Here is a 22,740-nt window from a genome sequence, read left to right as displayed (position 1 = left end):
ATACATTGTTTGAATAATCTATCGAATGATCGATTATTGACGCGTGCTCCGCCCGCGTCTTGAGAACCTTCTACCTGGATGGATGCAACGTGGCACCCCCTGAAACTCGAACTCCCGCACTCGGCGCTCCGGCACTCGTATTCTTCGTCTTGGCGGCAGCTGCCCCGCTCACGATCCTCGCCGGTTTCGTGCCGCTCGGCATGCTCGCCGGTGGCGACGCGATCGTGCTCGGATTCCTCTATCCCGGCCTCGTCTACCTCCTGTTCGCGGTAGGGTACACGACCATCGCGAAGCACGTACGAGGTGGCGGGGCGTTCCTGACGTACATCGCGGCTGGGCTCGGAGCCCGCGCCGGCTCGGTCGCGGGAATGGTCGCCTATGTCGGGTATCTCGGCGGTCAGATCGGTTTCACCGCGTCGGCAGCGGTGTTCGCCTCGCTCACCGTCGAGGGCCTCACCGGTGTGCGATTGCACTGGTTGCCGGTCGCGATCGCCATCACCGCTCTGGCGCTCACACTCGGGCTACGGAAGGTCGGCGTCGGCGCTGTCACGGTCGCGATACTCCTCATCGCCGAGATCGCGATCCTCGTCGTGTTCGCGATAGCGGTCATCGTTCAGGGCGGGTACGAGGGTCTCACCGTGTCCGCCTTCGCGCCCGAGAAGTGGGTGAGTGCCGCGCTGCCAGGCGTGTTCGTCCTGACGTTCACCGCCTTCGTCGGTTTCGAGCAGACCACGGTGTACCGCAACGAGACGAGGAATCCGAACCACACGATTCCGCGCGCCACGTATGCAGCGGTCGGTGTGCTGCTCGTCAGCTACACGTTCGGAGCCTGGGTGATCCTCCAGGCGGCCGGGGCGTCGCGATTCGATGCGCTCCTCGCCGGAGACCCCTCTCGCCTCGTGTTCGACCTCAACGACGAGTTCGTCGGCCCGGCAGCGACGGCGATCATGCTCGTCCTCGTGGTCACCAGCTTCTTCGCGGGGGTCGTCGCACTGCAGAACACCTCCTCCCGGTACCTGGTCAACCTGGCGCGGGGCGGTCTGATGCCCCAGGGCCTGTCCCTGCTCGCGAAGTCGGGGAGTCCCTACACCGCCAACATCGTGCAGGGGGCACTGGTGATGCTCGCGCTGTGCGTGTTCGCACTCATCGGAGCCGACCCGTACACGCAGGTCGTGGTCTGGACCAATACGCCGACGATCATCGCCGTCCTCCTACTGCAGATCCTCACCTCGGTCTCGGCTATCCGGTACTTCCGCCGCGACGACCGGGGAGAAAGAGTCTGGAAACGACTGATCGCGCCGGCCCTCTCCGCTCTGCTGATCACCCTCACACTCGGACTGCTCATCTCCAAGATGGGCGCTCTGACCGGACTCGGGCCGGCGGGCAACGCGTGCGTCATCGCACCGCTCGTGCTCGCCGCGCTTTATGGATTCCTGCGTGCGCGGCGAATCGATCCGGGCACCGCCCTCCTCGCCACGCTGGGGTCGACGGCGGAAGCCGAGACCGCAGGCCACACATCCATCAACGAGAAAGCAGGAGCATGAACACTCGCATCGATTACGCTTGGTCGACCCCCGGGGGAGTCCTGGAACGACCGGGCGAGGTGCCCGGAGCCACCGAACTCTGGGGATACAATGATCGTTTCACCTACCGCTCGGGTGAACAGGTGGATCTCAGGGTGCACACCACGGCCGACACCTTCGACGTGGAGATCATCCGCGACGGCGCCCGACCCGAGACGGTATTCCGTGCGGAAGGCATCAGGGGGCAGCGGCAGACCACTCCCGACGACGCGTATGCGCGAGGCTGCAACTGGGCCGGCTCGCTCCAGATCGATCTCACCGAGGCCTTCGTGCCGGGCTACTACCTGGTCGTCTTCCGCACCGTGGACGAGCACGGCCGCGTGGTGGAGCAGGAGTCGTTCTTCATTGTTCGCCCTTCGAGTCCAGAGGACGTCGATCTCCTCCTGGTCCACGCGACCTCCACGATGCTCGCCTACAACGACTGGGGCGGCGGCAATCACTACCGCGGCCTGCCCGACGGCGACCGAAACGACACTCCGTCCCCCTTCTCGTCGACGCGCCGCCCCATTGCTCGCGGCATGTTGCGGAAGCCCATCGGAGCGCCGCGCAATGCGCACCTCGACGTCAGCGTACCGATGGGATGGGAACCGCGCCACCCCACCTACGAGTGGGCATGGCAGCGCGGATACTCGCGACACCACAACGACGCCGGCTGGGCGAACTACGAACGCCCCTTCACCATCTGGGCCGAGGAGCAGGGGTATCGAGTCGGGCACCTCACGCAGGCGGAACTCCACGGCGAGTCCGACGCTCTGGATGGGTATCCCTGCGTCGTCATCGTCGGCCATGACGAGTACTGGTCGTGGGAGATGCGAGACACGCTCGACGCCTACGTCGACGGCGGCGGACGCCTCGCCCGCTTCGGAGGCAATTACGTCTGGCAGGTGCGACTCGACCTCGAGAACGGCGTGCAGACCTGCTTCAAGGATCCGACCGCCGACCCGATTCGCGAGACCGATCAGTCGCGACTGACAACGGCGTGGGACGCACCCGAGATCGGCCGTCCGGGAGCCGCAACGATGGGGCTCACCGGTCTCGGCGGCGCCTACATTAGGTATGGGTCCGCCGTTCCGCGCGGCAGTGGCGGGTTCACCGTGTATCGCGAACACCACTGGGCGCTCAAGGGCACCGACCTCTACTACGGGGACGTCTTCGGCCAGGCACCGTTGTGCGTCGCAGCGTTCGAAGTCGACGGATGCGACTACACTTTCCGGCACGGCCTCCCCTATGCCACGGGTGAAGATGGTGCACCCGAGAACCTTGAGATCATCGCGATGGCACCAGCGGTGTCCGGTGGTGGTGATCGATGGGAGGGCAGGGTGCCGATCGGAGCTCCGGCCGCCGAGGTGGAGGGTCTCCTCCAGGGCATCTACCCCGACGGAATCCCGCCACACCATCAGGGCAACGGTTACGGTTCGGCCATGATCGCCGCCTTCTCGCGCGGCGACGGCGAGGTGTTCTGTGCGGGGACCACCGACTGGCCTTACGGGCTCGAAGCGAACGACCCATTCGTCACTAGGATCACCCGCAACGTTCTCGACCGATATCTCGCGGCGCGTTCCGACGATGGCGAGGAGGAGCTCTGATGCCCGCGATTCACGAAATTCAAACCATTGGAGAGGACCCGAGCACAGCAACCGCTCCAGCGCTTTCGGACTACCAGGCCCACTCCAAGGGGTGGGCGGAGACGGAGTTCCCTGTCGCGACCGAGGCTGGCGTCACCGCCGGCCGCTGGACGGGTGAACCCGGCTGGGTGGAGTTCGATTCCTGGCCCTACCGCGAGTTCTGCGTCATCCTGGAAGGCCGCGTGGCGGTCGAGAGCCGGGACGGGACCGAACGATTCGAATACGGCCCCGGCGAGGCCTTCACCATCCCACAAGGATTCAATGGAAGATGGGTGACACTCGAACCCACCCGGAAGGTGTTCATCGGGATCGAGACGCACTAGTGTTTTTCGCCGTTGATTCGTTGTAGAAGTCATCCAAGGGATTCGAGGGTGTGATGTCTCAGGACATAGTGGACAGTTCTGCATCAGGACATCCCGGACACTTGATGTATCAAGACATCGTGGACACTTCAGAGGTTCGGGGCTCGGTTGTAGCGGACGAAGCCGACGTGCTTGACGCCGGGTTCGGGGATGGGGTGCTCGGCGATGAGTTCCCCGGTGTGGCTGTTCCAGAACGTCACGGTGACCTCGCCGATGATGACGTGGAGTTCCTGACCGACGTGGTGCTTGCCGATGCCGTAGACGACGTTGCGGATGCTCACTCGCCCGTCCATGCGGACGGTGCGCCGGTATTCGCCGGGCGGGGCGGTGGTGCCGGTGCTGTGGATGACGTTCCGGATGTTCTTCGGGCGGGCTGTGCCCGCGCCGCGGGGGCGGCCGTTGCTGACGTGCTTGGTGCCGGGTTTCGGCCAGGGATGTTCAAGGAGGAGTTCGCCGGTGTGGTCGTAGAACTTCACGCCTTCCGTGAGCTCGGCGGCGTAGATGGTGTGCCCGCCGAGTTCTCGGGCGATCTGGTAGGTCACGCCCCGAACCCGGACGTAGCCGCTTGACTGCACCCGCATCGCCCGCAGACGTTCAAGATCCAGGGGTTCGTCCGGAGCTTCGCCAGCAGGGTCGAGGAGGATCGGCTGGGCAAGCGTCAGACGCGGCCGGGGCCGCTCTGCGTTCTCGGTCGCGTCCCATGCCTGCTGCGGGGTGATCCTGCCAGGCAACCCCTGGTGTGGGCGTTCGGTGTTGTAGATCACATCGAAACGGTCGACCTGATCTTGCAACTCGGCGATCGTTTCTGCGAGAGGTTGCTTATCGAGCCAGCGGAACAGCGTCTGATGGAAGCGCTCGTTCTTGCCCTGCGTCGTCGGCTTCCCCGGCTTGCCCGTGATCGCGGTCACGCCCAGCGAGGTGACGTAGGCAGTGAGCTGCCCCTCCCAGCCCCTGCGGGACGTGTTGAGCGCGGAGCCGTTGTCAGTGAGGAGGCGCTGCGGAACCCCGTGCTTCGCGATTCCCTTCTTCACCACAGCAAGAGCACCCTCCGTGGTCTCACCGGTCGCGACGTGGGAAGCGACCGCAAGGCGAGAATGATCGTCTTCGAGCTGGAAGATCACACACTTGCGGCCCCCGGCGAGGACGTACTCGGTGGCGTCGAGCTGCCAGCACGCATTCGGTGCCGGATACACGAACCGGCGATAGGCGGAGCGCGGCTTCTTCCGAGGCTCTTTCCGGGCGACTCCCGCCTGCCGGAATATTCGTGCGAGCGATGCGACCGACGGTGCGGTCAGGCCGAGCGAGCGCATCTTGTCGTGAACGCTGATCGGCCCGTGATCCAGACCTGACGATTCCAGGGCCGCACGCACCTCGACAGCTTGCCGCTTCACGTCATCGGTGATCGTGCGGGGGCTGGACTTCGGACGCCGGGTCTTCGGCTCCAGCACGGCGGCTTGCCCTTCCTCGATCGCGCGGGCGCGGAGGGTGTAGAACGTGCTGCGGGCGATGTCGTGCTCAGCACAGAACGTCGACACCGACCCGCGCGGAGCGTCGTCGGGCCAGCGGGCGATCGCGAGGCGGATACGGGGATCAACGGGTGGGTTCGGTTTCGGCACTCGATCTATTCCATCGAAGAAGTGTCCACACCAACGAGCCCAGTATTGTCCGAGATGTCTTGATACCCGAGTGTCCGAGATCTCCTGAGACATGACACAACAGCCAGCCGTGTTCTGCGTCGAATGAGATAAGAGCGGCAGCTCACATGACGTCGATATCCTCCGGGACGATGAACGAGCGGTGTCGTCGGTACACCGCATACCCGCCCTGGGGTGATCGTATCGAACTCGGGTTCACTTGCCTGGTCGAATACGAGCACGACCTATCAGCGCAAGCCACTGTGGCTGGTGAAACTCTCCCGAGTGTTCTCGATGCTCCCCTGTTTGGTGTCAAACCACGCCTACACTCGTCCGGCTACCGTTTCCGCGACGCCCGTACGGGTCTCGCCTCAGACGACGTGAAGGGTCACCGTTGCAGGTGCTTGAACCACGCAGCCTCGCGCCGCCATTCCGTTTCTGATCAAGCGATAGTAGACCTGATAGCAGCGAAGGCCCCTCAACCAGATCGCGGTGGAGGGGCCTTCGCTGTTCCAGAGCGCCGGAATACTGACTCCGCCTGGTAGGCCTCTAATTACGAGAATGGCCCCGATCCTTAGGCAAGGGTCGGGGCCATTCTCTCTTGACAGCGGTTAGCTCTATGCTATCGTCACGCGGGATTCGGTGACTGCGGCTCCTATGAGGAGCCGTGAATTTGGCTCTCGCGCTGGGGCTATACTCGGATCTCAACTACCGACAAGTTCGCGGAGCACGTACTGCAGGATGCCGCCGTTGCGGTAGTAGTCGGCCTCACCCGGGGTGTCGATGCGCACCACGGCGTCGAAGGCCACCTGCGAGCCGTCGGCCTTGGTCGCGGTCACCGCGACCGTCTTGGGCGTGACACCCTCGTTGAGCTGCTCGACACCGGTGATGTCGAAGGTCTCGGTTCCGTCGAGCCCGAGGTCGTCGGCGCTCTGCCCCTGCGGGAACTGCAGCGGCAGCACGCCCATGCCGATGAGGTTGGAGCGGTGGATGCGCTCGAAGCTCTCGGTGATGACGGCCTTCACGCCGAGCAGGCTCGTACCCTTCGCGGCCCAGTCGCGCGACGAACCGGAGCCGTACTCCTTGCCGCCGAGCACCACGAGCGGAACGCCGGCCGCCTGGTAGTTCTGCGCTGCGTCGTAGATGTAGGCCTGGGGGCCGTTCTCCTGCGTGAAGTCGCGGGTGAAGCCGCCCTCCACGCCTGCTCCCCCGTTGGCACCGGCGAGGAGCTGGTTGCGGATGCGGATGTTCGCGAATGTGCCGCGGATCATGACCTCGTGGTTGCCGCGGCGCGAGCCGTAGGTGTTGAAGTCCTTCGGGGCGATGCCGTTGGCGACCAGGTACTGACCGGCCGGCGTCTCGGCCTTGAAGCTGCCCGCGGGGCTGATGTGGTCGGTGGTGACCGAATCGCCGAGCTTCAGGAGCACACGGGCGCCCGAGATGTCGGTCACCGGCGACGGCTCGAGCTGCATCCCGTCGAAGTAGGGGGCCTTGCGCACGTAGGTCGACTTCTCGTCCCAGGCGAAGGTGTTGCCATCGGGCGTGGGCAGCGACGTCCAGTGCTCGTCGCCGTCGAAGACCGTCGCGTACTTCGACGTGAACATGTCGGAGTCGATCGAGTCGTCGGCGATCTTCTGCACCTCGACCGGGTCGGGCCAGATATCGCGCAGGAAGACGTCGTTGCCGTCGTCGTCCTGTCCGAGGGACTGGGTCTCGAAGTCGAAGTCCATGGTGCCGGCCAGCGAGTACGCGATCACGAGCGGCGGGCTCGCGAGGTAGTTCATCTTGATGTCGGGGTTGATGCGGCCCTCGAAGTTGCGGTTGCCCGAGAGCACCGCGGTCACCGCGAGGTCGTGCTCGTTGACCGCCTGCGAGATCTCCTCGTTCAGCGGGCCCGAGTTGCCGATGCAGGTGACGCAGCCGTAGCCGACCGTGTAGAAGCCGAGCTTCTCGAGATCGCGGTTCAGGCCCGACTTCTCGTAGTAGTCGGTGACGACCTTCGAGCCGGGGGCGAGTGTGGTCTTGACCCACGGCTTCGCCCTCAGGCCCTTCGCGGCCGCGTTGCGTGCGAGCACGCCGGCGGCGAGCATCACCGAGGGGTTCGAGGTGTTGGTGCACGAGGTGATCGAGGCGAGGGTGACCGCGCCGTGATCGATCTCGAACTCGCGGCCCTCCTGATCCTTGACCTTGGCGGGGTTGGCTGCCTGGGCGTAGTTCTTGAGGTCGGTCTCGAACTGCGCCTTCGAGTGGGAGAGCTCGATGCGGTCCTGCGGGCGCTTCGGGCCGGCGATCGAGGAGACCACGGTGCCGAGGTCGAGCTCGAGGTACTCGCTGAACTCGGGCTCGCGCGTGGCGTCGTGCCACATGCCCTGCGCCTGCGTGTAGGCCTTGATGAGCGCGATCTGCTCCTCGCTGCGGCCGGTGAGGCGCAGGTAGTCGAGCGTGACGTCGTCGACGGGGAACATCGCGGCGGTCGATCCGAACTCGGGGCTCATGTTGCCGATGGTCGCGCGGTTGGCGAGCGGCACCGATCCGACGCCCTCGCCGTAGAACTCGACGAACTTGCCGACGACGCCGTGCTTGCGCAGCATCTGGGTGATGGTGAGCACCACGTCGGTCGCGGTCACGCCCGCGGGGATCTGCCCCGAGAGCTTGAAGCCGACGACGCGCGGGATGAGCATGGAGATGGGCTGGCCCAGCATCGCGGCCTCGGCCTCGATGCCGCCGACGCCCCAGCCGAGCACGCCCAGGCCGTTCTCCATGGTGGTGTGGGAGTCGGTGCCGACGCAGGTGTCGGGATAGGCCTGCAGCGCGCCGTCGACCGTGCGGGTGAAGGTGACGCGCGCCAGGTACTCGATGTTGACCTGGTGCACGATGCCGGTCCCAGGGGGAACGACCTTGAACTCGTCGAACGCGCCCTGCCCCCAGCGGAGGAACTGGTAGCGCTCGCCGTTGCGCTGGTACTCGATCTCGACGTTGCGGGCGGCAGCGCCCGGGGTGCCGTAGACGTCGGAGATCACGGAGTGGTCGATGACCATCTCGGCCGGTGCGAGCGGGTTGATCTGGTCGGGAGTGCCGCCGAGATCGACCACGGCCTCGCGCATCGTCGCGAGGTCGACGACGCAGGGGACGCCGGTGAAGTCCTGCATGATCACACGGGCGGGCGTGAACTGGATCTCGGTGTCGGGCTCGGCAGCGGGATCCCAGCCGCCGAGCGCATCGATGTGCTCCCGGGTCACGTTGGCGCCGTCCTCGGTGCGGAGCAGGTTCTCCAGCAGCACCTTCAGGCTGTACGGGAGGCGCTCGTGACCGGGCACCCGGTCGATCCGGTAGATCTCGTACTCCTGCTCGCCTACGGCGAGGGTGCTCTTCGCGTCGAAGCTGTTGACGGCTCCCATGAGGCTCCTCCGTAAATCTGCCGCCGGGGATATCCGACGGCTCCTGTTCGTCGGCCGAACGGTCCCGGCCGAACTAAAGTCTCTCGATGTCGAGATAATTCTACACCGAATCGGACACCTTCATTGTCACTCGGAAGACGTGTCTTGCCCAGTGTTTTCAAGGGATCCTGTCCCCGAATCATCTGATGAAGCCGCGGGGCCCCGCGCCGCGTCGAAACCGGCGGACACGCGGCTGAGCACGAGCCAGGTCAGGATCGCGGCCAACGCGAAGAGCGGCACGCCCATCAGCAGCCGGGCGAGGCCGAGCGCATCCGTCGCGGCCGTGTCGCCCGCCTGCGCGGCGAAGTACAGCGGCAGCTGCACGATCAGGCGCGCGGAGAACGCGGCGATCCAGAACAGCGTGCACAGCCGAGCGGCACGGCGCAGCAACGGTTCTTTCCGCCACTCCGTCAGCGATCCTCGCATGAAGCCGAGCAGCAGGCCGATCAGCGGCCAGCCCACCAGCAGCGAGATCGTGTGCGCCGCGATCCAGGCGCCGTTGATCCAGAACCCCGGCAGGTAGTAGTCCTCGCCGCGGCCGGTGAACAACGTCACCCCGACGCAGATGACCACCCCGAGCAGCCCCGACAGCGCGGCCTGCATCGGCTCCCGGCGGATCAGGCGCCAGGCGAATGCCAGCGCGGCCAGCACGAGCGGCGCGATCGCCGAGATCCGGGCGTCACGGGTGAAGACGAAGAGCGTCAGGTAGACGGTCGCGGGCACCAGCGTCTCCGCGATCCCCCGCCAGCCGCCGATCGCCTCCAGCAGACCCCGGGCCGACACCGCCTCGCCGTGGAGCCCGGCTTCGACCACACGCCCGAGACCGGCGCTGCGGCGCCCCTCGGGCCCGGTCGCCGGCTCGGACTGCTGCGCCTGATCCGGCTGCTGCACCGGCTCCGACTGTTCCGGTTGCTCCGCGTGCTCCGGCCGATCGTTCACGCCTGCTGAGCCCCGCCCTGCGGAGCCTGGCGCTGGGCCTGCACGCCCGCGGGCACCTTCAGCGGCAGCAACTCGCTCGGCGGCATCGGCTGCTCGCCTCGCACCACCACGAGTTCGCGGAAGAGGTCGATCACAGACTCGCGCGCGTCGGAATCGACCGCAGCCTTGCCCATGATCACTCCGCGCAGCATCCAGCGCGGACCGTCGACCGCGATGAAGCGCACCACACGAGTGCCGCCGCCCTGATCGGCGGGCGCCTGGCTCTGCACGAGCAGCTCGGGGCCGAATGCGCCGGCCTCCTCCGCAACCGTTGCGCCCTGCGCCGTCATCTGCTGGGTCAGTTCGCCTCTGACGCCGTGCCACAGGCCGGTCGTCTTGGGGGCGGCGAAAGCCTGCACCTGCAGCAGCGAGTCGGCGTACTCGAGCGAGACCGCGACCACGCGGTTCGCACGCTCGTCGACCTCGAGGCGCAGCTGCAGCCCCTCGCGCGGGGCCACCTTGATACCGCCCAGGTCGACGTAGGGACGCATCGCCGGCACCTCGCTCGCGTCGAAGGGACCGGCCTCGGCACGGTCCTCCGGCGCCGACTTCGAGTCGTCGAGCTCGGAGACCGGTTCCTCGCGCAGTTCGACCTCGTCGGCTCCGCGCTGCTCTGCTTCGCTCATCTTCCTCAAAACTCCTTGTTCACGCCCCGCTTCGGAGGCCCTTCCAGCGGCCGCGCGTGCGCGCGGCCCGAATCCTTCGGGCGCGGATCAGCCCCGCACGCCGGTCGACCCGAAGCCGCCCGCTCCCCGCTCGCTCTCCGGCAGCTCCTCCACCGGAACGAACAGCGCCCGCGAGACGGGCATGAAGATCACCTGCGCGATCCGATCGCCCGGCTCGACCCGGAAGCTGTGCTCCCGGTCGGTGTTCAGCAGCGTGACCTTGACCTCGCCGCGGTAGCCGGCGTCGACGGTGCCGGGGGTGTTGAGCACCGTGATCCCGTGCTTCGCCGCGAGTCCGCTGCGCGGCACCACGAAGGCTGCATACCCCTCGGGCAGCGCAATCGAGACACCCGTACCGATCAGCGCCCGCTCGCCCGGCGCGATCTCGACCGCCTCGGCGGCGCGCAGGTCGGCACCGGCGTCGTCGGCGTGCGCGTAGCTCGGCGGGTTCTCGGCTCGGATGGGGATCTCTACGACATCGGTCACCCGGACAGGCTATCGGATCGAACGTCGATCGGGCTGCGTCCGCGGAACGGCTCTCGGCGAACCCTACGCATCCGAGGAGGATAATAGAGACATGACCGGCGCCACCTCCCCCGACGTATCCACCCGCAACTATCGCGAACGGCTCATCCCGGGGCCGGGTCTCTTCGTCGCCCTGCTCCTCGCCATCCCGGCGGTGGCTCTCGTGCTGACGCCCGTCAATGCGGCGATCGCGATCCCGACCGGCGTGATCGTCTATCTGATCGTCTCGGCGACGCTGCTCCTGCTCAGCCCGACCATCACGGTCGCCGAGGGGAAACTCGTCGCGGATCGCGCGACGATCCCCGTCGAGCAGCTGGGCGGGATCGAGCTGCTCGGCTCGGAGGGGCTGCGCGCCGCGATCGGCCCCGGGCTCGACGCCCGCAGCTTCATGCTCGTGCGCGGCTGGATCCACCGCGGCCTGCGCATCGAGAACATCGACCCCGCGGATCCCGCTCCCGTGTGGATCCTCACCACGCGGCACCCGCAGCGCCTCGCCGACGCGATCGAGGCGGCCCGGCGGGGCTAGCTCGTCAGTGCGAGCATTCCTGGCGCAGTGGCGCCAGCGCGGAATGCGCTAGAACGCTGCGCGTTCTAATGCGAGCATTCCGCGCAGATCGGACCGAGGTCGGTCTCGTGATCGATCTGCGAGCGGTGCCGTACGAGGAAGCAGCTGACGCAGGTGAACTCGTCGTCCTGCTGGGGCAGCACGACGACGTCGAGCTCCACATCGGACAGGTCCGACCCCCCGATGAACATACTGGGGTTGTCGGCGTCTTCCGAGTCGAGTCCCGAAACACCCTTCGCGGGGCCGCGTTCCTTCAGCGCCTCGATCGACTCGGCATCTTCTTCGGACTTGCGCGGGGCGTCGTAATCGGTGGCCATTCTCTCCTGCATTCCCGTGCCGTGCGACGGCACTTCCAACCTGCGAGCGGCCATAGTCTGCCTTACGATGCGCATCGGACGCAAACTCTGCGACTGCGAGTTCTCTGAGCGCGTAGCGCCGCGCCGCGAACTTTCGCACGCGCCGAGTCAATGCAGCGGGAACACCCGGTGCTGTGCAAGCCTGGTTCGCGAACCACGAAAGGGATGCGCCGATGGACGAATTGCGCTTTGTGCGACGCGATGACCGGTCGCTGATTGTGGCGAACGACGCCGAGGAGGAGTTCCGCCTGGTCGTCGACGATGCGGTGCTGAGCGAGCTCCGGCACCTCAGTCGGCGCGAACGGGATACCGCCCGGGTGCGCCCGCGCGAGATCCAGGCGCTCATCCGTGCCGGCAGGTCCCGCGCCCAGGTCGCCAAGGAGATGGAGCTCGACGAGGCCGATATCGAGCGCTACGCGGAGCCGGTCCTGGCGGAGCGGCGATACATCCTGGAGCGCGCGCACGCCGTGGCCGTGCGCACCGACGCCGAGGACGAGGCCGACCAGCGCTTCGGAGCCGTGATCTCCGAGCGGCTCATCGCTCTCGGCGCCGACACCAGCGAGTGGGAGTCCTGGCGCGACGAGGAGACCGGCTGGATGATCAGCCTCGAGTTCATCTCGCACGATGTCGCCCACCGCGCGGTGTGGTCATTCGAGCATCGCAAGGGCACGCTCTCCCCGGTCAATCCGGACGCCGTCACCCTGTCCAAGCTGGGCGACGTCGGCGATCGTCTGATCCCGAAGCTGCGAGCGGTCGACAACGCCGAGCAGTCGGGCCGCTTCGACTCGGACGCGTTCGACGCTTCCCAGCTGCCGATCGAGATCGAAGACGAGGCACCCGCCGAGACGCGGGACGAGACGCCGCCCGTGCTCTCCGACACCAACGCAGAGTACGAGCGCCGCCGTGAGATCGATCAGCGCGCCATCAAGACCGGCGAGCAGGAACCCGCCGATCTCAGCCAGACGGCCGATCTGCTCGACGCCCTGCGCAAGCGGCGGGGAGAGCGGGATCGGGATCGGGGCGCCGCCGAGCAGCATCCGGCCGGCGGGAGCATCGGGGCACCGGAGACCACCTCCGAGGACGGCGCTCCTCCGCGGGCCCGCAGCATCTGGCAGGGCTCCGGCGTGTCCTCCGACCGCACCTCCTCCGATCACGTCTCCCCGGCTCCCACCGAGGCGGGTGCACCCTCCAGGCCCGTCGCGGTTCCCGAGACCCGCGACGACGACGCGGAGACCCCCGGCCGCGAACCGCAGCAGGAGCGTCCGGCCCGCAAAGGCCGCGCGTCGATCCCGAGCTGGGACGACATCCTCTTCGGCACCCGCAGCGACGAGGATCCCGCGTAGCAGCAGCGCCTCACCGCGGCCTCAGCCGCGCATCGCCGCTGCCTCGGCCACCGCGGATCCGAAGCCGGTGCCGGCGAGCAGCCCCGCGAGCGCCAGGGGCACTCCGCGCTCGTCCTCGCTGAACGATCCGTGCTGCCCCACCATGGCGAGCGCGCGGGGGTCGTCGGTGCTGCTGTAGTAGGCGACCTGCTTCCGCGCGGCCAGGAGCACGTCGCCGAGGCGCGGGGCGACCTCCGGCGCGACGGGACCGAAGCAGCCGGACGCGATGGCCCGCTCACGCGTGACCGCCCAGGCCCGGGATCCCTCCGCCTCCGCCCATCTCGCGGCCACGGCCGCGGCATCGGCCCCCTCGCGCAGATACAGCGAGCGGAAGCGGGGCTCGCCCCCGATCTCAGCGACATCCTCCAGCAGCCGGGGATTCGCGTCGAGCATCACCTGCTGGTGCGGCTGCACGTCGACGATGCCGTGGTCGGCCGTGACCACGACACCGGCGTCGCGGGGCAGCACGCGCAGGAAGCCGTCGAGAGCCGCATCCAGCTGCTCGAGGCGGCGCAGCCACGCGGCGCTCTGCCAGCCCTTCTCGTGAGCGACCTTGTCGAGCTCATCGATGTACAGATAGGCGACGACGGGGTCTCCGGACCGCAGCAGGCGCGAGGCGACCTCGAAGCGATCCTCGATCCGCTGCCCCGGATGGTACTCGGCACCGGTGAGGATGGCCTCGGTCAGGCCACCGGTGGCGTGCGCCGGCCGCCCGATCGCCACCGGCCTCGCCCCCAGCCGCTCGGCGAGCCCGAACAGCGGGGCGGAGCGCTGCCAGGCGGCGCGATCCTCGATGCCCTGCCAGTCCTTGAGGGTTGTGACGAGCCCGAGCCTCGGATGCCTGATGCGATAGCCGATGAGCCCGTGCTCCCCCGGCAGCCTGCCCGTGGTGAGCGTGGTGAGGGCGGCCCCCGTGGTCGACGGGGCGACCGTCTCGATGCGCCGTCGCTGCAGCCGCGCGAGGGTCGGAGCGTGGCCCTTCGCGGCGGTGAGGTTGGCGTGGCCGAGCCCGTCGACGACCACCATCACGAAGGATCTCGCGGCCGGCAGGCGGTCCGCGATCCCGCTCGAAGCGGCGAAGGCGAGCTCCTCCGGCAGGTCTGCGTCGAGGCCTCGGGCGACCGTCGCGAGTCCGCTTGGCAGAATCGCGGCAAGCCTCGCACCGTTGTCGGCGGTCGTCGGTAGCATGAACTCCATTATGACCGACGCACCCAGCGCCTCCCCCGACAACGCCTCCGCCCCGGGCGCCCGCGCCGCGCACGAGATGGCCGGCGAGCGCATCGAGGACATCGACATCTCGCAGGAGATGGAGGGATCGTTCCTCGAGTACGCCTACTCGGTGATCTACTCGCGCGCACTGCCCGATGCCCGCGACGGGCTGAAGCCCGTGCAGCGCCGCATCCTCTTCATGATGCAGGACATGGGGCTGCGCCCCGAGAAGGGGCACGTCAAGTCGGCCCGCGTGGTCGGCGAGGTCATGGGCAAGCTGCACCCCCACGGCGACGCCTCGATCTACGATGCGCTGGTGCGTATGGCCCAGGGCTTCGCGATGCGGCTGCCGCTCGTCGACGGCCACGGCAACTTCGGCTCGCTCGACGACGGCCCCGCGGCCTCTCGCTACACCGAGGCCCGCCTCGCGGGGGCGGCGCTCGCGATGACCGAGTCGCTCGACGAGGACGTGGTCGACTTCGTCCCCAACTACGACAACCAGATCATGCAGCCCGACGTGCTGCCCTCGGCGGTGCCGAACCTACTGGTCAACGGTGCGAGCGGCATCGCGGTGGGCATGGCGACGAACCTCGCTCCTCACAACCTCATCGAGGTGGTCGACGGCGCCAAGCATCTGCTCCACCATCCCGATGCCACGGTCGACGAACTCATGGAGTTCATCCCGGGGCCCGATCTGCCGGGCGGCGGCACCATCGTCGGCCTGGACGGGGTGAAGGACGCCTACCGCACGGGCCGCGGCGCCTTCCGCACCCGGGCGAAGGTCTCGGTCGAGCCGCTCGGGCCGCGGCGCACCGGTCTCATCGTGACCGAGCTCCCCCACCTCGTGGGTCCGGAACGGGTGATCGAGAAGATCAAGCAGGGCGTCGACGCCAAGAAGCTCTCCGGCATCTCCGACGTCGCCGACCTCACCGACCGCAAGAACGGGCTGCGCCTCGTCATCACCCTCAAGACCGGCTTCTCACCCGAGGCCGTGCTCGAGCAGCTCTACCGCTACACACCGCTCGAGGACTCGTTCAGCATCAACTCGGTGGCGCTCGTGAACGGCCAGCCGCAGACTCTGGGCCTGCGCGAGATGCTGCGCGTCTTCCTCGACCACCGCATCTCGGTCATCACGCGCCGCTCCGAGTTCCGGCTGCGCAAGCGGCGCGAGCGGCTGCACCTCGTCGAAGGCCTGCTCATCGCGATCCTCGACATCGACGAGGTCATCCAGCTCATCCGCACGAGCGACGACGCCGACACCGCCCGCACGCGCCTCATGCAGGTGTTCGACCTCTCCGAGGCGCAGGCCGAATACATCCTCGAGCTGCGCCTGCGCAGGCTCACCAAGTTCTCCCGCGTCGAGCTCGAGGCCGAGCGCGATCAGCTGCGCGCCGAGATCGAGGCGCTCCTCGAGATCCTCGGCAGCCCCGAGAAGCTGCGCCAGGTCGTATCCACCGAGCTCGACCAGGCCGCCGAGGCCTTCGGCACTCCGCGCCGCACCCTGCTCACGGGCGCCGTCGCCAGGCCCACCCGAGCCCCCTCCTCCTCCGCTGCGCTGCAGGTGGCCGACACCCCGTGCACGGTACTGCTCTCGGCGACGGGCCGCGCCCTTCGCGTGGACCGGGATCCCGAGGCCGCCGAGTCACCCCGTTCCGCATCCCGCGCCACCAAGCACGGCGCGCTCTCATCGAGCGTCGACGGCACCGTGCGGGGCGAGCTCGGAGCGATCCTCAGCGACGGCACCCTGCACCGCTTCACGCCCGTCGATCTGCCGCTCGTCCCCGCCGCATCGATCGCGTTCTCGGCCGGCGTCAAACTCACCGATTACCTCGGCATCACCGACAAGAAACTACGTGTAGTCGGGCTCGTACCCCTCGGCGGCGACGGCGAGGGGGCCTCCGGATCCGAGATCCCGATCGGGCTCTTCACCGCGCAAGGCACGGTGAAGCGCGTGGTGCTCACCGATCTGCCGGCCAAGCCCTCCTTCGAGGTCATCGGGTTGAAGCCGGACGATCGCCTGGTGGGCGCTTTTCCCGCCCCGGACGACACGGAGTTCGCGGTGGTGACGAGCGATGCCCAGCTGCTGCGGTTCGCCGCCTCGTCGGTGCGCCCGCAGGGCCGCCCGGCGGGCGGTATGGCGGGGATCAGGCTCGGAACCGACGCCCGCGTCGTGTTCGCAGGCGCGGTGCCGGAGGGCGCCGAGGCCCGCGTCGTCACCATCGCCGACAGCTCGATCACGCTGCCGGGGACGGACGTCGCGACGGCAAAGGTCTCGGAGTGGGCCGAGTTCCCGGCCAAGGGCCGTGCGACCGGCGGTGTGCGAGTCCAGCGCTTCCTCAAGTGGGAGGATCAGATCGCCTGCGCCTGGGTGGGCACGGGCGAGCCGCGCGCCCTCGCGGCCGACGGCGCTGCGCGCAAGCTGCCGACCGAGCTCGGCAAGCGGGACGGGTCGGGCCAGCCCATCGACGGGGCGGCTGCCTACATCGGCGCGGCTCCCTGACCCCCTGCCCCCGGTCCCCCTGTCCCCCCTGCCCCCTCCTCGTGCTCAGAATCGGGGACGCTGAGGCGCGCTTCGCACGATGAAAACCCGACCTGAGCGTCCCGGATTCATCGGTGTTCAGCACGGAGGCGTCCAACCGCCCTTGACGAGCGCGTCGAAGGTCTGGGCGCGGAGCTCGGCACGCCGACGGTACAGCAGCTCGGAGGTCACCCGGATCACGTCCCAGCCGGCGCGAGCGTAGTCGCGGTGCTTCTGCACGTCCCGGTTCCACTGGCCGGTATCGGTTCGGTGATGATCGCCCTCGTACTCCTGCACCACGCGGTACTCGGGGAAGGCTATCTCGCTGCATCCAAGCAGACGGCCTCCGAGCCCGTACACGTCGAAGTCGAGCGCCGGGAGGCGGCTGGCGGGCACCGGGAGTAGGCTGACGAGCGAACTGCACGACGCCTTCGCGGCGATCGACGGAAGGCGGGTGACCTCGTGATTCTGCTCCCCGACCCCTGGTGGCCGCAGGCGCTGCTCGCGGCGATCGTCCTCGGCGACGCGCTGATCTCCCTCCGGCCGCCCGCATTCATCCGAGACTGCCTCGACGGCGTCGGGTTCCCCCGCGACTGGTGGTGGACGCTGATCGTCATCAAGCTGTTCGCGGCCGCGGGACTGATCTGCGGTATCTGGCTGCCCGGCGTGGGGTTCGCCGCGAACGTCGGCGTCGTCGGCTACTTCGTGTGCGCGGCGGCCTCGCACGTGCGAGCGCGCTTCCTGGGCACCGCCTTCTGGATCAACTGTCTCGGCATGCTCGTGCTGGCGGCGGGCGCGCTGCTGCTGAGCTACCTGCCGCGGTGATCCTCTCGCGGCGGCGCCTCACAGTCCGATCAGCAGCACCCCGAGCACCACGATCACGGCGGCCAGCACCCGCAGTATCGGCCGGCTCTCCCGATAGCGGATCACCCCGTAGAGGCCGACGAGCACCACGCTCGCCTCGCGCATCGGGGCGACGAGCGACACGGGGGCCAGCGTCATCGCGGTGAGCGCGAGCACGTAGGAGAGCGGCGAGAGCACCCCGAAGACGAGCAGACGGCGCCAATTGCGGCGCAGCGCGCCGCCCAGCCGCGCTGCCGCGTCGCCGCGGCGCAGCAGCATGGCGGTGAAGAGCACCACCTCCACCGCGCAGCAGCCCACCATGAACGCCACGGGCGCCACCCCGAGCTCGGTCACCACGTACGCGTCCCACACGGTGTAGACGGCGATGGCCGCTCCGGTCAGCAGCCCGTAGACGAGCGCCGGATCGGCGCCGCGCCTGAGGCCCCGCGCCGCGGGCCTGCCGACGATCCCGAACGCGACCACACCCCCGACGACGAGCGCCACCCCGAGCAGGGCCGTCGGCCCCGGGCGCTCTCCCAGCAGGGCCATCGCGATCAGCACGGTCAGCAGCGGCCCCGTGCCGCGCGCCGTCGCGTAGACCGTCGAGAGGTCTCCGCTCGCATACCCTCGCTGCAGCACGAGCATGTAGGCGACGTGGAGCACGCCGGACGCCCCGACGCCCAGCAGGAACCCGGCGAGGTCCGCCCGCCCGATTCCGCCCGTGAGCGGGATCACGACGGTCCAGATCGTGGCGCTGCACAGTGCGCCCCACCACAGGAACGGCACCCCGGAGCGGCTCGATCCGTGAGCGGCAATGTTCCAGGCGGCGTGGGCCACAGCGGCGGCCAGCGCGAGGCAGATGGCGAGAACGGGCATGGCAGAACCTTCTGCCCGATGCGATCGGCGCGTCGGGCGAGGTTCCTCCGGGCTTTTGTCCTGTCAGATGACGGCGGATCGTGGGACCCGCCGTGGCGCCGCTCGGACCAGGCGGGCCGCTCACACGGACCCCGGAACCCTAGGCGCTATCGGGTCCAGCCTATCAAGGGCGCGCCCGCCCCCTCTGCCGCTCAGGCGTCGATGCGCTCGCGGTCCAGGTCGTCGGCGTTGTCGATGATGAATTCCTTGCGCGGTGCGACCTCGTTGCCCATGAGCAGCTCGAACACCTGCGAGGCCGCGTGCGCGTCCTCCACCCGCACCCGGCGCAGTGTGCGGTGCTCGCGATCCATCGTGGTCTCCGCGAGCTGATCGGCGTCCATCTCGCCGAGCCCCTTGTAGCGCTGGATCGGCTCCTGGTACTTCTTGCCGCGCTTGCGCAGATCGGCGAGCAGCCCCTGCAGCTCCTTCTCGCTGTAGGTGTAGATGACATCGTTCGGCTTGCGCCCGGCGTTCTGCACGATCACCCGATGCAGCGGCGGCACCGCGGCGTAGACCCGGCCCGCCTCGAGCATGGGTCGCATGTACCGGAAGAAGAGCGTCAGCAGCAGGGTCCGGATGTGCGCGCCGTCGACATCGGCGTCGCTCATCAGGATCACCTTGCCGTAGCGCGCCGAGTCGAGCTCGAAGTCTCGGCCCGATCCCGCGCCGATGACCTTGATGATGGCCCCGCACTCGGCGTTCCCGAGCATCTCGGCGACGGACGCCTTCTGCACGTTGAGGATCTTGCCGCGGATGGGCAGGAGCGCCTGGAACTCGCTGTCGCGCGCCGGGCGCGCGGTACCCAGCGCGCTGTCGCCCTCCACGATGAACAGCTCGGTCTCGGCGACCTCCTTCGAGCGGCAGTCGATGAGCTTCGACGGCAGCGACGAGCTCTCGAGCGAGCTCTTGCGCCTGGCGGTGTCGCGCTGCGCCCGCAGCGCGATCCGCGCCTTCATCTCCGAGACCATCTTCTCGAGCAGCGCGCCCGTCTGGGTGCGATCGTGCTTCTTCGCGGACTCGTAGCGCTCGGTCAGTCCCTTCACGATCGCACGCGAGACGATCGCGCGCACCGCCGCGGTGCCGAGCACCTCCTTCGTCTGGCCCTCGAACTGCGGCTCGGGCACCCGCACCGTGACGACGGCCGTGAGGCCCGTGAGGATGTCGTCCTTGTCGGGCTTGTCGCTGCCCGCCTTCAGTTTGCGCGCGCTCTGCTCGATCTGCTTGCGGAAGAACTTGGTGAGCCCCTGCTCGAAACCGCTGAGGTGCGTACCGCCCTTGGGGGTCGCGATGATGTTGACGAAGCTCTGCACCTCGGTGTCGTAGCCCGTGCCCCAGCGCAGGGCGATGTCGACCTCGCAGTGGCGCTCCACCTCTCGGGAGACCAGGTGCCCCGTCTTCTCGTCCATCACGGGCACCGTCTCGGTGAACGTACCGGCGTCGGTCACCCGCCAGGTATCGGTGAGCGGAGCGTCGACCGCCAGGAAATCGACGAACTCCGAGATGCCGCCCTCGTAGGCGAAGCGGTGCACGGGCGGATCGCCGGATTCGTCGAGCGACTCCGGCCGGCGGTCGGTGATCTCGATCGCGAGCCCCGGAACGAGGAACGCGGTCTGCCGCGCGCGGGCGACGAGGGACTCCGGTTCGAACCGCGCCGAGGCCAGGAAGATCTGAGGATCGGCCCAGTACCGCACCCGCGTGCCCGTGAGGCCCTTCTTCACCTTGCCGACCACACGCAGCTCCGACGACTCCTCGAAGGGGGTGAACGGGCTGTCGGGCCCCTCGCCGGAGAAGACGCCGGGCTCGCCGTGCCGGAACGACATCGCCCAGGTCTTCCCGTCGCGGTCCACCTCGACGTCGAGGCGCGCCGAGAGGGCGTTGACCACCGAGGCGCCCACCCCGTGCAGGCCGCCGGAGGAGGCGTATCCGCCGCCGCCGAACTTGCCGCCCGCGTGCAGCTTGGTGAACACGAGCTCCACGCCCGAGAGACCGCTCTTCGGCTCCACATCGACCGGGACGCCGCGGCCGTTGTCCGACACGGTCACGCTGCCGTCGTCGTGCAGGGTGATCCCGATCTCGTCGCCGTATCCGGCGAGGGCCTCGTCGACCGAGTTGTCGATGATCTCCCAGAGGCAGTGCATGAGGCCGCGCGAGTCGGTCGTGCCGATGTACATGCCCGGCCGCTTGCGCACTGCTTCGAGCCCCTCGAGAACGGTGAGATGTCGCGCGGAATAGCTCGAATCTGGCACTGTTGGGATCTCCTCTGTTAGATAACGCATCTACCCTAGGGCAGACCGCCGACATCGCGCGGCCACGGACCCGGCGAGTGCGGAACGAGGGGCCGGGAGGCTACGCGTTCAGCGAACCCGAGCGCCTGCTGCGAGGAAAACCGGCCTCGGCATGCTTGGATAGAGGTGTACCCATTGGAAACCGAGGAACGGGAGGACGCCATGACGACGATCGAGCAGGATCGTACCGAAGAGGTCGAAGCAGCGGACCGCCCGCTCACCGCGCTGGACCGTTGCGACAGCTGTGGTGCACAGGCCTATGTCCGGGTGATGCTGAACGGCGGCGAGCTGCTGTTCTGCGGGCATCACGCGCACAAGCACGAAGCGAAGCTCCGCCCCCTGGCGGAGGTGTGGCACGACGAGAGCCACAAGCTGACGGCGTAGCCGTCATCCTGCGCGAGCGCAGCGAGTCGCAGGATCCACAGCAAACCGTCACCCTGCGGCCGTGCAGCGGATCGCAGGCTCCAGAGCCAGAACACCAACAGAAAAGCCCCGGGCACTGCCCGGGGCTTTTCCTGTACGCGGCCTACTCCAGGTAGTCGCGCAGCTGCTGCGACCGCGAGGGGTGACGCAGCTTGGCCATCGTCTTCGACTCGATCTGGCGGATGCGCTCGCGCGTGACACCGAAGGTGTCGCCGATCTGGTCGAGGGTCTTCGGCATGCCGTCGCCCAGCCCGAAGCGCATGCGGATCACGCCGGCCTCGCGCTCGGAGAGCGAGTCGAGGAGCTGCTCGAGCTGCTGCTGCAGCATCGTGAAGCCCACGGCGTCGGCGGGCACGACCGCCTCCGTGTCCTCGATGAGATCGCCGAACTCGCTGTCGCCGTCCTCACCGAGCGGCGTGTGCAGCGAGATCGGCTCGCGCCCGTACTTCTGCACCTCGATGACCTTCTCGGGGGTCATATCGAGTTCGCGGCTCAGCTCCTCGGGCGTGGGCTCGCGGCCCAGGTCCTGGAGCATCTGCCGCTGCACGCGGGCCAGCTTGTTGATGACCTCGACCATGTGCACCGGAATGCGGATGGTGCGGGCCTGGTCGGCCATGGCGCGGGTGATCGCCTGGCGGATCCACCACGTCGCGTAGGTCGAGAACTTGAAGCCCTTGGTGTAGTCGAACTTCTCGACCGCGCGGATGAGGCCGAGGTTGCCCTCCTGGATGAGGTCCAGGAACTGCATGCCGCGACCCGTGTAGCGCTTCGCGAGCGACACGACGAGGCGCAGGTTCGCGCCGAGCAGGTGGCTCTTGGCGCGCTGACCGTCGCGGGCCACCCACTTCAGCTCGCGCTCGAGCTTCTTGGGCAGACCCTTCTCGGTCGCGAGCTTCTCCTCGGCGAACAGACCCGCCTCGATGCGCATGGCCAGCTCGACCTCTTCGGCCGCGTTCAGCAGTGCGACCTTGCCGATCTGCTTGAGGTAGTCCTTCACCGGGTCGGCGGTCGCGCCGGGGATCGCCGTGGTGATGGTCGGCACGTCCTCCTCGTCGGAGGCCTTGAGCACGATCGCTCCGGTGGGGAGCGGCTCGTCGACGGTAGAGACCTTCTTGTCCTCCTCCGGAGCCTCGACGTGCTCCTCGAGCTCGGCATCCTCGTTCACGGCCTCATCGACGAGATCCTTCTTGGCAGCGCGCTTCGTCGCGGGCTTCTTGGCCGCGGGCTTCTTCTTCGCGGCAGCCTTCTTCGGAGCCGCAGCGACCTCCTCAGTGGTTTCTGTCGCAGTGGCTTCGTCAGCCTGCTTCGCCGCTTTCGCGGAAGTGGCGCGAGTCTTGGTCGTGGATGCAGTTGCCACGCAGCCGCCTCTCTAGTCTCGGATCCCCCGTCGGTCCCAGCCGATCCGGCCAACGGGTGCTCACAGCATGAAAACCCA

18 protein-coding genes and 1 pseudogene are annotated in these 22,740 nt (G+C 68.1%); 8 read left to right on the top strand and 11 right to left on the bottom strand.

The annotated features are described in order from the left end of the window. Positions 1-89: 89 nt before the first annotated feature. Genes AMS65_RS09940 through AMS65_RS09930 form a run of 3 tightly spaced genes read left to right on the top strand, consistent with a single transcriptional unit; the run spans position 90 to position 3,531 of the window. Positions 90-1,544, top strand: coding sequence for an APC family permease (locus AMS65_RS09940; protein WP_053383987.1), 1,455 nt, complete (start codon positions 90-92; stop codon positions 1,542-1,544). Then, the gene (locus tag AMS65_RS09935) at positions 1,541-3,169 is read left to right on the top strand and encodes a N,N-dimethylformamidase beta subunit family domain-containing protein (RefSeq protein ID WP_053383986.1); all 1,629 of its coding nucleotides are present in this window, start codon (positions 1,541-1,543) and stop codon (positions 3,167-3,169) included. The genes AMS65_RS09940 and AMS65_RS09935 overlap by 4 nt, the downstream gene beginning before the upstream one ends. Further along, a complete protein-coding gene (locus AMS65_RS09930) occupies positions 3,169-3,531 on the top strand; it encodes a cupin domain-containing protein (RefSeq protein ID WP_053383985.1) in 363 nt (120 codons plus the stop codon). Before AMS65_RS09935 ends, AMS65_RS09930 begins: the two co-directional genes overlap by 1 nt. Positions 3,532-4,247: 716 nt before the next feature. Here the strand turns inward: AMS65_RS09930 and AMS65_RS09925 are convergent. The 5 genes and pseudogenes from AMS65_RS09925 to dut all read right to left on the bottom strand — a co-directional run. Continuing rightward, positions 4,248-5,186, bottom strand: a pseudogene (locus AMS65_RS09925) (integrase core domain-containing protein); the annotation flags it as partial. Positions 5,187-5,908: 722 nt separating this feature from the next. Next, the gene (gene acnA, locus AMS65_RS09920; protein WP_053383984.1) at positions 5,909-8,602 is read right to left on the bottom strand and encodes an aconitate hydratase AcnA; all 2,694 of its coding nucleotides are present in this window, start codon (positions 8,600-8,602) and stop codon (positions 5,909-5,911) included. A 126-nt stretch (positions 8,603-8,728) separates the two neighbouring features. After that, positions 8,729-9,580: a DUF3159 domain-containing protein gene (locus tag AMS65_RS09915; RefSeq protein WP_241489406.1), complete on the bottom strand. Its 852-nt coding sequence runs from the start codon at positions 9,578-9,580 to the stop codon at positions 8,729-8,731. Continuing rightward, positions 9,577-10,245, bottom strand: a complete 669-nt coding sequence (locus tag AMS65_RS09910) for a DUF3710 domain-containing protein (RefSeq protein ID WP_053383983.1) — start codon at positions 10,243-10,245, stop codon at positions 9,577-9,579. Before AMS65_RS09910 ends, AMS65_RS09915 begins: the two co-directional genes overlap by 4 nt. A gap of 87 nt (positions 10,246-10,332) precedes the next feature. Beyond that, positions 10,333-10,770 (bottom strand): dUTP diphosphatase, encoded by a 438-nt coding sequence (dut, locus tag AMS65_RS09905; protein WP_053383982.1) that lies wholly within the window; start codon positions 10,768-10,770, stop codon positions 10,333-10,335. 91 nt (positions 10,771-10,861) lie between these two features. On the opposite strand from dut, the gene AMS65_RS09900 reads away from it, so the two are divergent. Next, positions 10,862-11,335: a DUF3093 domain-containing protein gene (locus AMS65_RS09900; protein WP_053383981.1), complete on the top strand. Its 474-nt coding sequence runs from the start codon at positions 10,862-10,864 to the stop codon at positions 11,333-11,335. A gap of 65 nt (positions 11,336-11,400) precedes the next feature. Here the strand turns inward: AMS65_RS09900 and AMS65_RS09895 are convergent, their stop codons facing one another. Beyond that, the gene (locus AMS65_RS09895; RefSeq protein ID WP_053383980.1) at positions 11,401-11,691 is read right to left on the bottom strand and encodes a DUF4193 domain-containing protein; all 291 of its coding nucleotides are present in this window, start codon (positions 11,689-11,691) and stop codon (positions 11,401-11,403) included. A gap of 212 nt (positions 11,692-11,903) precedes the next feature. Here AMS65_RS09895 and sepH point away from each other — a divergent pair, with 212 nt between their 5' ends. Beyond that, positions 11,904-13,073, top strand: a complete 1,170-nt coding sequence (gene sepH, locus AMS65_RS09890) for a septation protein SepH (protein WP_053383979.1) — start codon at positions 11,904-11,906, stop codon at positions 13,071-13,073. A 21-nt stretch (positions 13,074-13,094) separates the two neighbouring features. Here the strand turns inward: sepH and AMS65_RS09885 are convergent, their stop codons facing one another. Beyond that, on the bottom strand, positions 13,095-14,300 hold the full coding sequence (locus AMS65_RS09885; protein ID WP_053384149.1) for an alkaline phosphatase family protein: 1,206 nt from the start codon (positions 14,298-14,300) through the stop codon (positions 13,095-13,097). A 10-nt stretch (positions 14,301-14,310) separates the two neighbouring features. Between AMS65_RS09885 and AMS65_RS09880 the strand changes: the two genes are divergently transcribed. Beyond that, positions 14,311-16,821: a DNA gyrase/topoisomerase IV subunit A gene (locus AMS65_RS09880; protein ID WP_241489405.1), complete on the top strand. Its 2,511-nt coding sequence runs from the start codon at positions 14,311-14,313 to the stop codon at positions 16,819-16,821. 117 nt (positions 16,822-16,938) lie between these two features. Here the strand turns inward: AMS65_RS09880 and AMS65_RS09875 are convergent, their stop codons facing one another. Next, positions 16,939-17,235: a hypothetical protein gene (locus AMS65_RS09875; protein WP_053383978.1), complete on the bottom strand. Its 297-nt coding sequence runs from the start codon at positions 17,233-17,235 to the stop codon at positions 16,939-16,941. A gap of 66 nt (positions 17,236-17,301) precedes the next feature. Here AMS65_RS09875 and AMS65_RS09870 point away from each other — a divergent pair, with 66 nt between their 5' ends. Then, entirely contained in the window at positions 17,302-17,664 is a 363-nt protein-coding gene (locus AMS65_RS09870) for a DoxX family protein (RefSeq protein ID WP_053383977.1), read from the top strand. Between the two features lie 18 nt (positions 17,665-17,682). Here AMS65_RS09870 and AMS65_RS09865 read toward each other — a convergent pair whose 3' ends face one another. Both AMS65_RS09865 and AMS65_RS09860 read right to left on the bottom strand, forming a co-directional pair. Beyond that, on the bottom strand, positions 17,683-18,558 hold the full coding sequence (locus tag AMS65_RS09865) for an EamA family transporter (RefSeq protein WP_053383976.1): 876 nt from the start codon (positions 18,556-18,558) through the stop codon (positions 17,683-17,685). A gap of 191 nt (positions 18,559-18,749) precedes the next feature. Further along, positions 18,750-20,843 carry a DNA gyrase/topoisomerase IV subunit B gene (locus AMS65_RS09860; RefSeq protein WP_157502189.1) on the bottom strand — a complete coding sequence of 698 codons (2,094 nt, stop codon included), beginning with the start codon at positions 20,841-20,843 and terminating at the stop codon, positions 18,750-18,752. Positions 20,844-21,044: 201 nt separating this feature from the next. On the opposite strand from AMS65_RS09860, the gene AMS65_RS09855 reads away from it, so the two are divergent. Next, positions 21,045-21,266, top strand: a complete 222-nt coding sequence (locus AMS65_RS09855) for a DUF7455 domain-containing protein (RefSeq protein WP_053383974.1) — start codon at positions 21,045-21,047, stop codon at positions 21,264-21,266. A 142-nt stretch (positions 21,267-21,408) separates the two neighbouring features. Here AMS65_RS09855 and AMS65_RS09850 read toward each other — a convergent pair whose 3' ends face one another. Further along, complete coding sequence (locus AMS65_RS09850) at positions 21,409-22,662, bottom strand: RNA polymerase sigma factor (RefSeq protein ID WP_053383973.1); 1,254 nt, start codon at positions 22,660-22,662, stop codon at positions 21,409-21,411. Positions 22,663-22,740 lie beyond the last annotated feature (78 nt).

The organism is Leucobacter celer subsp. astrifaciens, from assembly GCF_001273835.1.
GTDB lineage: Bacteria > Actinomycetota > Actinomycetes > Actinomycetales > Microbacteriaceae > Leucobacter > Leucobacter celer.
Note: the sequence above shows the minus strand (reverse complement) of the source record. Positions and strands in the feature narration are given on the sequence as shown.

Bases quoted from the DNA above. Each gene is read 5' to 3' on its own strand.
- AMS65_RS09855 (WP_053383974.1), top strand. From the start codon at position 21,045: ATGACGACGATCGAGCAGGATCGTACCGAAGAGGTCGAAGCAGCGGAC.
- AMS65_RS09880 (WP_241489405.1), top strand. From the start codon at position 14,311: ATGACCGACGCACCCAGCGCCTCCCCCGACAACGCCTCCGCCCCGGGC.
- AMS65_RS09900 (WP_053383981.1), top strand. From the start codon at position 10,862: ATGACCGGCGCCACCTCCCCCGACGTATCCACCCGCAACTATCGCGAA.
- AMS65_RS09895 (WP_053383980.1), bottom strand. From the start codon at position 11,691: ATGGCCACCGATTACGACGCCCCGCGCAAGTCCGAAGAAGATGCCGAG.
- AMS65_RS09930 (WP_053383985.1), top strand. From the start codon at position 3,169: ATGCCCGCGATTCACGAAATTCAAACCATTGGAGAGGACCCGAGCACA.
- AMS65_RS09865 (WP_053383976.1), bottom strand. From the start codon at position 18,558: ATGCCCGTTCTCGCCATCTGCCTCGCGCTGGCCGCCGCTGTGGCCCAC.
- AMS65_RS09885 (WP_053384149.1), bottom strand. From the start codon at position 14,300: ATGCTACCGACGACCGCCGACAACGGTGCGAGGCTTGCCGCGATTCTG.
- sepH (WP_053383979.1), top strand. From the start codon at position 11,904: ATGGACGAATTGCGCTTTGTGCGACGCGATGACCGGTCGCTGATTGTG.
- AMS65_RS09910 (WP_053383983.1), bottom strand. From the start codon at position 10,245: ATGAGCGAAGCAGAGCAGCGCGGAGCCGACGAGGTCGAACTGCGCGAG.
- AMS65_RS09935 (WP_053383986.1), top strand. From the start codon at position 1,541: ATGAACACTCGCATCGATTACGCTTGGTCGACCCCCGGGGGAGTCCTG.
- acnA (WP_053383984.1), bottom strand. From the start codon at position 8,602: ATGGGAGCCGTCAACAGCTTCGACGCGAAGAGCACCCTCGCCGTAGGC.